Origin of the sequence: Sphingobacterium corticibacterium (assembly GCF_004208525.1) — a bacterium.
GTDB lineage: Bacteria > Bacteroidota > Bacteroidia > Sphingobacteriales > Sphingobacteriaceae > Sphingobacterium > Sphingobacterium corticibacterium.
The window spans coordinates 1,472,814-1,484,488 of sequence record NZ_SGIT01000002.1 but is presented as its reverse complement, the minus strand read 5'-3'; the positions used below and the strand labels follow the sequence as shown (position 1 = coordinate 1,484,488).

Annotated in this window: 6 protein-coding genes; 5 read left to right on the top strand and 1 reads right to left on the bottom strand. The window is 45.8% G+C overall.

Annotated features, from left to right (window positions below):
• Positions 1-2: 2 nt before the first annotated feature.
• A complete protein-coding gene (locus EWE74_RS14375; protein ID WP_130142204.1) occupies positions 3-1,181 on the bottom strand; it encodes a glycoside hydrolase family 88 protein in 1,179 nt (392 codons plus the stop codon).
• 403 nt (positions 1,182-1,584) lie between these two features.
• On the opposite strand from EWE74_RS14375, the gene EWE74_RS14370 reads away from it, so the two are divergent.
• From EWE74_RS14370 to EWE74_RS14350, 5 genes are all read left to right on the top strand, one after another.
• Positions 1,585-3,189 (top strand): hypothetical protein, encoded by a 1,605-nt coding sequence (locus EWE74_RS14370; RefSeq protein ID WP_130142203.1) that lies wholly within the window; start codon positions 1,585-1,587, stop codon positions 3,187-3,189.
• A 27-nt stretch (positions 3,190-3,216) separates the two neighbouring features.
• Positions 3,217-6,339, top strand: coding sequence for a SusC/RagA family TonB-linked outer membrane protein (locus EWE74_RS14365; protein ID WP_130142202.1), 3,123 nt, complete (start codon positions 3,217-3,219; stop codon positions 6,337-6,339).
• 29 nt (positions 6,340-6,368) lie between these two features.
• Positions 6,369-8,099 (top strand): RagB/SusD family nutrient uptake outer membrane protein, encoded by a 1,731-nt coding sequence (locus EWE74_RS14360; protein WP_130142201.1) that lies wholly within the window; start codon positions 6,369-6,371, stop codon positions 8,097-8,099.
• Positions 8,100-8,192: 93 nt separating this feature from the next.
• Positions 8,193-9,737, top strand: coding sequence for a family 43 glycosylhydrolase (locus EWE74_RS14355; RefSeq protein WP_165384726.1), 1,545 nt, complete (start codon positions 8,193-8,195; stop codon positions 9,735-9,737).
• A gap of 57 nt (positions 9,738-9,794) precedes the next feature.
• Positions 9,795-11,660 (top strand): heparinase II/III domain-containing protein, encoded by a 1,866-nt coding sequence (locus tag EWE74_RS14350; protein ID WP_239018666.1) that lies wholly within the window; start codon positions 9,795-9,797, stop codon positions 11,658-11,660.
• Positions 11,661-11,675: the final 15 nt, after the last annotated feature.

Here is an 11,675-nt window from a genome sequence, read left to right as displayed (position 1 = left end):
CATTATAGTCCTCTTTCCCTAAGGCGAATTAGTGCTTCTATATAATAGTAATCAGCATAGTTTAATGGAACGTCTATTTCGTTTCCATGAGGAATACTTCCGACACTGTGTTTTAAAATAAAGTTTCCGTTCTCTCCCGTCTTTGCGGTGTATGTATCACTTGACAAAGCGTCAAGAATATGCTGCGCGGGTGTGAGGTACTTATCACCTGTGTACGTGCTCAATTCCAACAATGCAGAAGCAATAATGGCGCCAGCCGAAGCATCTCTGATTTCATTTGGAATGCTCGGCGCGTCAAAATCCCAATAGGGAACGCCGTCTTCCGGATAGTTTGGGTGATTCAGTATAAAGGCAGCTATTTTCTCCGCAAAATCAAGGTATTTTTTATCCTTCGTATAACGATAGCACATCGTGTATCCGTATAAAGCCCAAGCTTGTCCACGCGCCCACGCACTTTCATCGGAATAGCCCTGTGCGGTTACTTTATGGGATACTTTCCCCGTTTCAGGATCGTAGTCTATGACGTGGAAGGAGCTGCCATCTGGTCTAAAATGGTTCGCCATAGTCGTATTGGCATGCGCAATAGCGATCGTTCTATAGCTACTATCGCCCGTGATATTACTTACTTCGAATAACATCTCTAGATTCATCAAATTGTCGATGATGACCGGAAATGTCCAACCTCTCTCGGATTGCCAACCATGGTCCACGTCCCAGCTTTGTATGCAACCGACCGTATCATTGAACCGGGTAGACAATGCATTGGCGGCATCGATCAATACTTGCTTGTATTGCTCTTCCTGCGTTATTCTATAAGCTTTTCCATATGAGTTGTTAAAAATGAAACCCAAATCATGATCTGTGGTCAGATCTTTATGTTCCCTAAATAATTTCTGTGAAGCTGCCGCGGCGTCTTTCCATTTTTTATCTTTGGAAACTTCGTATAGCATCCAACAGGTACCCGGCCAAAATCCTTCTGTCCAATCATAAGAAGATTGGATCCAATGAATATGGCCGTCTTTTGTTAAGGTTCTAGGATTTTTGTTCTCTTCGCGTGCTGCGATGCGTAGGGTTGAAAGCTGTTTTTCACTTCTATCCAATAATACTTTGCTGCTATCGTCTGTCTGGCAGCCAAAAAATGTCAGGGCGGATAAAAGCAAGGTTGACTTGATTATGTTCATTCTATTGTATATTTATTTAAAGGGATGTGTTTTACATTAAAAGGATATTATAGGGTTTCTGCTCATTAGTATTATATGGATTGTTAGCAACAAAACAAATTAAAGAAATTTTCACCGTAGGGATAGGGGGGTAATCGTCTGAATAAAAGGTGTGAAATGTCCAACTTTTTTCTAACGTAGATGATGGTTAGCGAGCAAATTTAATAGCAGACGTATGCCAAGTGCCATAACAGATAATTTTAAAATGACCCCTCAATTTAGACGCTTTACCCCCGCTGTGATGCATATTGTTTTTTGATATTTGCAACAGACAGTTATTAAAACCATTAATTAAATTAAAAAACAATTATAAAACTAAGGGAGGCATGTTGTATATATGCTACCTTTTATAAACGAATCGATCATGAAAAATAAGACACGGCTTTTATTCCTGCTCTGTTGTTGGGTGATAGTCTCCTTCTCTTGTAAGGATGATTTTAGAACCAACCCGCCGGGAGCTCCCTACGATCTGCGGTATGTAAGTGTTGGCAATGCCCGGGAGGGCGGCCAGATTGTGACGGCCCCACCGACGGTACAGACCGGTGGACTGACACCAAAGTTTGAGCTGATCGGTATTTCGAGAAGCGACGGTTCTTCTTTGGATGATTCCTACCTGCAGTACATACGTATCGGCGAGAGCCACGTGGTGGATATTCCCATCAGCCCAGATGCAGGTTATGTGGATGAATATGGAAACCCACTTACTTTTTTTGCTTCGGAGAACACAGCGAGCAATGGCATTATCACGGTAGCTGCTGGGCACACTTTTACCGCGGGCGACTACTATTTTGATATTAAGGTAACGACGCAGGATGGTGTTTCCAAGTATGAAACTGTGTTTAAGAAAGCATTTCATTTGAACGTCGGGCCGCTATTGCCGACCAATCTTGTTTATACACCAAAAAACCAAAATTTAGTGTATGGCCAAATGGATAGTAAAACCTCCGCTCCACTTCTGCCGAGCGCCAACCCTGATGTAACCTACGAACTGGCAACAGAAGAAGATAAGCTGGTCATTGATGGCAAAACAGGAGAGGTTTCCCTTTCCCCAAATTATGTCTATTCGAGTTACGATACATTGATGCCGGTCGTGCGTGTTGTCAGCAATATTACGGGCGAAGAGGTCTTGTTCGACGGGAAGCTAACCACCATCATCACCGATCGGCCGGAAGTCATGCCGCGAGAAACGATTTATTTCTTTTATCCTACCCTACGGACGTCCGGGTCATATCCTACCGGAGGTGACGGTTTCACGGTACAGGTTATTCAACGTGGTATCGGCGATGATATCTGGGGTGAAATTGACAACAGTTCCGGCCGGGCCTTTGTGGCACCGCCCGAACGACCACGGGAAAATACCACGCAGACCGTACTTGAAAACCAACTGCATAACGGATCAAACGCCACCACACCAACGACAAGCTGGATGGTCACCAACACGCAGGATTTAACGCCGTTTGAATACGGTTACGAGCTATCTTTTGACTATTATTATATGCCACACTTCCAGACCTATATGGCAGATGGCCGTACACCTGCGGATATGGAAGTGTATATTTCCACAGATTATACCGGGGGCGCTATTCAGGACGCGAATGGCAACTGGCAGAACGGTACTTGGACACAGGTCAATGATGTGATGCGCTGTCAACGTTCCGAAGGTACGGCGGGCAGCAATTCTTCTGGGGCGCCATGGGGTCCGGAGTTTATCGGAACCCCGTATCCTGGAGACCAAAAGGGGGCTGATCCCGAAGGGCGTAAGCGGCCAGAGCTTGGTACCTTTTACGGCAAGTGGGTGAAATGTACCTATGCTATTCCTGTGGAACAGGTTTCTACAACCTTTACCGTAGCGTTTAAAATTGCTTCTTATTTCGAAGGAGAATTGCTGAACAACGCATCCGCACCGGGACGAGGGGGAATTTTCTTCCTTTCAGATTTCCATTACAGAGCGGTAGAACCAGAAAACTAAGTTATTGGATATACTAATTAATAAAATATGAGGAGTAACCTATTTATTATACTAATTATCAGTGTCCTTTCCGCTTTCTCCGCACAGGCGCAGCAAAGTGTGAAAGGGACAGTAAGAGAGGCAAGTGGAACACCGATCGGAGGCGTCAGTGTTTCTATAAAAGGAAAAACAGGCGGATCAACCACGACTGAGCAGGGAACGTATGTCATTAATAACGTACCATCCGATGCGGTGTTGATTTTTTCTTCCCTCGGATTTCGCCGAGAAGAACAGGCTGTCCTCGGTCGGCAGCAGATCGACATGGTGTTGGAGGTAGAAGATGTGAAGCTGGAGGAAGTGGTGATCGGCTACGATGTGATCCGAAAAGAGGATCTAACGGGTTCGGTAGCTAGTGTCAACACCAAGCAACTTGCGGAAGCACCGGCAGCCAACTTCGATCAGGCGTTAGCCGGTCGGGTGGCAGGCGTACAGGTGACTTCACAGGATGGTACGCCGGGGGCACCTTTGCAGATCGTGATCCGGGGCGGAAACTCCATAACGGGTGACAACTCTCCGCTTTATGTCGTGGACGGTGTACCATTGGAAGGGTTTGATCCAGGTACCATCAATACACGCGATATTAAGAGTTTTGATATTCTGAAAGATGCTTCCGCGACCGCTATCTATGGCTCGCGAGGCGCAAATGGGGTCGTCGTGATCAATACCTATGGTGGGAATAACGACGGACGTACCGATGTAGACATCCGTTCGTCGGCCTGGTTTGAACATATCCCGACCCGTATGAATGTGATGAATCCTTATGAATACGTGCTTTATCAACAAAAGTTGGCATACGCCAATGACAATTATGTGCCCGGCACGAATGTAGAGCTCTTTAACCGGCAGTATGTGGATCCGGAATTATACCGCGATGTAGAAGGCATCAATTGGCAAGACGAGATATTCAGGTCGACGAACTCGACGAATCAGTCGCTTTCGTTGCGCGGAGGCAACAGTAAAACGACGTTCTTATATAGTGGAAACTTCGTCAATCAACAAGGAACATTAATTGAGACGAATTTCCGGAAAATCAATAACCGGTTGAAATTCACACACAAAATCGCGCCTAATTTTGAGGCTAATGTGCAGTTCGAGTACAGCCGGAACAACCACGATGGACAGATAGCGTCTGGAAATTCAAGACACAGTATCATCCGTGATGCGATATCTTTCCGCCCTTTGACGCCGATCAACTGGACAGACAGCGATGAGGCCGGTGTAGAAGATACTGACCCTTATCTTCTGAATCCCGTTCGCAGAATGCAGAGTACCGATCGCTTTCGGCTTGACGATGTATTGGGCGGTACGCTTGGTTTCAATTATAATATAACGAAAAAATTGACGCTGAGCATGATGGGTAATTATCGAGCGAGTCTCCGGGAAACGACGACTTTCCATAAACGAGACTCTTATGAAGCAACCCGTACCAGTAGGGGAATCAACGGTTCGTTGACGAACAATCGCTGGGATGTGTTGTCAACCTCCAATACATTGCGGTATAAAGACCAGATTGGTAAACACAATTACGGCGTATTGGCTGGACTCGAAGCGCAGTACAATACATCTAAGTTCAATAGCCTACAGAACACCAACCTGCCTACCGATGAGTTTGGTATCTATAACTTAGGGATTGCGACCGCGTCAACCATTGCCAGTACGGACTATTCCAGAAATTCGTTGTTTTCGGTCTTTGGAAGGGTAAACTATACGTACGACAACAAATATTTACTGACCGCAACGATGCGTACAGACGGCTCTTCAAAGTTTCGTACAGCCAACCGCTGGGGCTATTTCCCCTCATTTTCCCTCGCATGGCGGCTTTCTGAGGAACCTTTTATCAAACCTATAGAAGCAATTACCGATCTTAAGCTTCGCGGGGGCTGGGGCGCTACGGGAAATAACCGTGTAGGGGATTTCGTGGCGTACAATCTTTTTAGTGTCAACTCGAATAGCGGCTATATACTGGGCGCCAACCAAGGTTATGTTCCAGGGGCCTTTCAAAGCAATATGGCGGTGCCGGACCTGCGCTGGGAAAAAACGGAACAAACCAACGTCGGTTTAGACTTACAGCTCCTCCGACGGTATAATTTGACGGTAGATGTTTACCAGAAGAATACGGTAGATTTGTTGCTGGCGGCTGATATGGCACCAAGTACCGGCTTTGCCCGTGTACAACAAAACGTGGGCGAGGTTTCCAACCGTGGAATAGAATTTACGCTCGAGTCACAGCATATCCGAAACGCTAACTTCACGTGGAGTACCAATTTGAATATTTCTTTCAACCGGACCAAAACGATACAGTTGAACAGTGGTCAGAATGAGATTCGCACCGATCCACAGTGGGATGTGCAGTTCATGCAGACGGAGTATCAGTATATTACTGAAGTCGGCCAGCCAGTAGGTATGATGTACGGCTTCGTATTCGATGGGCTTTACCAGATGGACGATTTCAGCTTCCAAAATGGAACTTATACTCTTAAGGAGGGAATTCCGACACATGTGAGTGTCACTAAGCCGGGAATGGTACGGTTTAAGGATGTGAATGGCGACGGGATTATCAATCAGGACGACCGGACGATTATCGGTAATCCACATCCAAAACATACCGGTGGGTTGTTCAATAATTTCCAGTACAAGGCGTTCGATTTGCAGTTTCTACTGCAATGGGCCTATGGATTCGACCTGTTGAATGGAAACCAGTCGGAATATGGAAATATATACCAGACTAGCAGAAATGGACTAAAGTCATTAACGAACTTTTGGACACCGACAAATCCGGATACCGAGATCGGCGGCATGCGTTTCGATGGTACGAACTTGTTAACACCCTTCGGGTATAAGTTGGATTCAAGGCATATACAGGATGGTTCCTACCTCAAGCTAAAGACGGTTTCCTTCGGTTATAATCTTCCCGAGGATTTGATATCGCGCGTCCGTATGAAGCGATGTAGAGTATCACTCTCCGCGCAGAACCTACTAACCTTAACGAAATATGAAGGCTACGACCCCGATGTGTCTGTAGGAAGGTTTGGGGCGTTAACCCCTGGATTGGATTACTCTGCTTATCCGCAGAGCATGACCATATCGGCCGGACTGGAACTTTCTTTTTAATCGATTATAAAACGGTATAAAATTAGGAAATGATGAATACAAAAAGATTTCGAGTGGCCGTAGCCATGATGGCTTTGCTAACCGCATGTATAAGTGCCGGATGCAAGAAATTTCTTGACTTGGACCCGCTATCGACTTGGCGGGACGAGACTTTCTATTCTTCCGCATCGGAAGTGGAAATGGCACTTGCCGGGATCTACAGCGGCATGGCCAACGATGATATGTATGGTTATAAGTTTAATGTGGTGTTGGAAAGCGGTACGGACGAGATGTATACGAACGCTTCTGCTGCCAACTGGGGAGCGGCTCGATATGCGTATACCTCTTCCAGTGATGAAGTGCAGAATATCTGGCTACACTTCTACAGCATGATCAACTTGGTGAACCAACTGGAAAAGAACTTAGATCCACAGATGTTTTCTGAGGAACAAACAAACCTGTACTTAGCCAAGGCTCGTTTTATGCGCGCATTTGCCTATTTTAATTTGGCGAATTGGTTTGGTCCTGTGCCTATCCGTCTAACGCCCAGCGCTAATCAAGATGATAATCATGTTGCCGCTTCTCCTGTGCTAGACGTTTACCAACAGGTGGAACGCGATTATTTGTTTGCTGTAGAACATCTGCTTCATGCCAATAACCCCGACTACGTTCCGGGCGAACCCAATAAAATGGCGGCGCACGGCATGCTGGCACGCTTGTATCTACGTATGGGTGGCTTTCAACCCTACCTGGCAGAAAATGAAGCAGATTGTTATTTTGACAATCCCGGGCAGTATTTTGAGAAAGCCAGACAACAATGCGAAATCATTATTCAAGATGGCTGGCACCATATTGTGCCTTACGCTACCGATCCGCAGAGCTATCGTAACCACTTCATGAATTACCTGCAAAATCGGTACGATTTGCGGGAATCACTTTATGAGGTGTCCTTTGGCAACTTGATCGAAATGGGGTTGAATGTACACGGACGGATGGGTAATATCAATGGTGTAGAGTTTGTCGGAACATCCGATATTCCCCGAGGTTTTGCTAATGTGAATGCTTCTGTTGCACTATATAATCGCTATGCAGCGGAGGATACCCGCATGACCTGGAATATCGCAGGATACCGTAACAATTACTCTTCGGCCAATCAACGGTATACGATGAGCTATATTTTTGACCGCCCGTTGCACCAAGAATTTGCGATAGGCAAGTACAGGAGATGGGAACCTACGGATATGGAGGCGTTGCGTACACAGCGAAGCATTGTAGACGCTCCGTATACTATTCTAAACAATGTGACGGGATCAGCTACTGATCCAAACTATACCAGTATCAATTTTCCACTATTACGTTACTCGGACGTATTGCTGATGCATGCGGAAGCCATTATCGGCGGCCGTTTCGGAACAGCAGACGCAACAGTGGAAGCGGTGAATAGTTTAAATATCGTGCGGGAGAGGGCAGGGCTGGATCCGTATATCGGAAGTACGCAACATGATGCTTTTTTCAACGAGCTGGTCGATGAACGCTTGCGTGAATTGTGCTTTGAGGGACTGCGCAAACAGGATTTGGTGCGCTGGAATTTATTGAGAGAAAAGCTCGACCAACTCGACGAAGCGATCCGCTTTAATTCGTTCTATGTGGAAACTGATGCTTTTCACCAGACCTATCGGGAGCCTGGGATAACCTTCGACCGGAGTCGACATTTTCTGCTGCCGTACCCATTGCAGGAAGTAACGATTAATACGCAGCTGGATCAACGTTTTCCATGGTAATAAAACGGGTTTATCGTAAGCCCTGTAATGAAACCTGATCGTTTCATCACCATTTATTTCTTACAAGCATAGATAACTATATCGATGAAAAAGATGGATAAAAAGATAAAAAAATTAATAGTAAACGGCATGGCATCCTTATTTATCGCAGTGCTGTTTTTAGGCTGTTCTGACAAAAAGATAGATGACTTGAACGTTGGTGACAGCAGTAAACCTGGAATAAGGGCGGTGGTTCCGCGAACGGCACTCCCTGGTAATCATGTGATCATCTCCGGCGTAAACTTTGGGGATGACCGCTCGACAATCAAGGTCATGTTTGGCGACCAAGCTGCAGAGATTGTAAATTACTCCTCAGGCAGGATTGAGGCGGTTGTGCCTGCTCAAACCGAGGCTGGTTATGCCAAGATACACTTGGAGATTGGCGAAGAACGATCCAACCAATACTATTTCACGTTTGGCTTTACGAAGCCATCTATTGACTCCCTGACCCGTGCCTATATCGGAGAACCAGTCGATATCATGGGCTCGGGATTTGGGAATTTGGAAGAAAATATTACCGTGACCTTTGATGGCGATACCGCCGACCTTCTTTTGGTGACGGATACGCTAGTTCGGGTGTTTTCACCACAGCTCGGCGAACGCATCGCCATGGACGTTCGTGTGGATATTGGGACCAATCAATCGAATGTTCGACGATTCTCCTACCTGGATAACTTATATAGTAACCCGGTGATAGCACAGAGTCTACCTGACCCGACACTAATCAAAGCGGAAGATGGATTCTTTTATTTATATGCGACCGAGGACATCCGTAATATTCCGATCATGAAATCTAGCGATTTAGTCAACTGGGAACTGTTGGGTACAGCATTTACGGATGCCACTCGCCCTTCGTTTGAGCCAAATGGCGGCCTTTGGGCTCCCGATGCCCGCTATATCAACGGAAAGTACGTACTATATTACTCCATGTCCGTATGGGGTGGCGAGTGGAGCTGCGGCATTGGTGTGGCCACAGCGAGCAATCCGGCAGGTCCGTTTACGGATCATGGACCGTTATTCCGAAGTAATGAGATTGGTGTGCAAAACTCCATCGACCCGTGCTTTATCGAAGATAATGGACGGAACTATATGATGTGGGGAAGTTTCCGCGGCATTTACTTGATTGAGATGAGCGAGGACGGTCTTTCGGTAAAAGAAGGTGCGGAAAAAAGACAGGTGGCGGGCACTTATTTCGAAGGGGTGTATATTCACAAGAAAGATGGATACTACTATATGTTTGCTTCTATCGGATCTTGCTGTGCGGGAATCAACAGTACCTATCAATTGGTGGTAGGACGTTCCACTAGCCTCGCCGGCCCTTATTATAATAGAAGTGGCTTTGATATGATGAATAACGGACGAACCCTAATTATTGATCGAAATGATTCTTTCGTGGGCAATGGACATTGTTCGCAGATCGTTCAAGATGACGCCGGTAACGATTGGATATTGTATCATGGTGTGCGCACCAGCGATCCTTCCGGTCGGGTGCTGATGCTTGATCAAATAAAATGGGGTCAGGATGGTTGGCCTTATGTAGAAGGGGGAACCCCTTCTCGCGCGACGCATGCACCCGTGTTCAATGCCAGACTTAACTAAAGAACCGTATATTGCAAAAAATACCATAAATCTATGTTTCATACTATAAAATGTCTTTTGATAACTTGTTTTTTGACCTGCTCCCTATGGAGTTGTGCGCAGGATAAAACGAAATTATCATACGATTATGACAAGATAGCTGGTCATCCAAGGCTCTTGCTGAAACAAGGAGATGAAGAAGTTATCCGCGCCTCCTTGCAGCGAAATCCCGAATTTCAACAAATCGACACGTACATTCGGCAAGTTAGTGATGGGCTATTTGATGAACCGACGCTCGTCTTCAAAAAAGAAGGTAAACGTCTGTTGGCCATATCGCGCCTTGCTCTTACGCGCTTGTATTACCTATCATATAGTTACCGAATGACCGGCGACACCCGCTATCTGCAACGGGCAGAGGATGAGCTTAAAGCGGTATGTGCATTTGAATCTTGGAATCCATCCCATTTTCTTGATGTTGGGGAGATGGCAATGGGGGTGGCTATCGCTTATGACTGGCTCTATGATGGCTTAACAGACGATACGCGTAAGCTGGTTCGGCAGGCCATTGTAGAGAAGGCTTTTAAGCCGTCCTATGTATCCGGGGACAATTCGTTTTTAACACGACATAATAACTGGAATCCGGTGTGTAACGGCGGGCTGGTGTATGCTGCATTGGCTATTTTTGAAGATGAAAAAGAACAGGCTACGGCGATTATCGAACGGGCGCTGGAATCTACCAAGTTGCCGTTGGAAACATATGCGCCGGACGGAAATTATCCCGAAGGTCCGGGCTACTGGAATTATGGAACCACTTTTCAGGTGATGTTTTTCGCGGCGTTAGAGAGTGCCTTAGGGTCGGAGCTCGGGTTGTCTAATGCACCCGGCTTTACCTCCTCCGCATACTATATGCTCTATGCTGTTGGTCCGTCTGGCTATTATTTTAATTATTACGATGGTGGTCGCGCGGTAGCGCCGTCCTCTGCTTTATTCTGGTTTGCGGAAAAAGAACAAGATCCGGCTTTAATTTATCAGGAAATACCGCTGATCAAAAAAGGTGGGTACACCAAAAAAATCAATTCGGACGAACACCGCTTCCTACCTAATGCTTTAGTGTTTGGGAAAAATCTAACGTTATCGGAAATTAAACCACCTCGCGGAAATACCTATACGGGGCATGGTATGACGCCAATATCTATTGTTCGCACGAACTGGAAGGATGGCCAAGGGAAGTATCTAGGCATCAAAGGAGGAAGAGCAGGTGATCCCCATGGACATATGGATCAAGGTACCTTTGTGTATGATGTCGGGAAGCTCCGTTGGGCAATGGATTTTGGTTTGCAGAGCTATATTACACTGGAGTCCGAGGGCGTAGATCTCTGGAACATGAGTCAAAATTCGCAACGTTGGGATATTTTTAGGTATAATAATTTAAATCACAATACGCTGACTATTAATAATCAACGGCATAATGTGGAGGGTAAATCCGAAATTATCGAAACGTATGATAGGGGTCGCGAGCTCGGTGCTATGGTGGATTTGACACCAGCATTAAACTTGAACAATGAGCTGAAGCGGGCAACCAGAAAGGCGGTCATCGTAGAGGAGTCATTTCTAAAAATAGAAGATTTTATAGAAACGAATGCCGAATCTGTCGATTTGAGATGGAATATGGTGACGCCGGCATCCGCGGAAATCATGGACGAAAATACGATAAGACTTTCCCAGCAGGGGAAAGATATGATCCTAACGGTCGATTCGGAGGTGCCTTTTAAACTCACCATAAGACCTTCTGAAAATCCAAGAGAATATAAAAGTGAATTTGGGAACTATAAATACGGAGATTACAATCAACAAAATAAGGGAACGGTTATGGTAGGTTTTGATACTACTTTACCGGCGAATACGACGGTAAAGTATACGGTGACGTTGATAGAATCGCTATAATTTATAATGAGGACA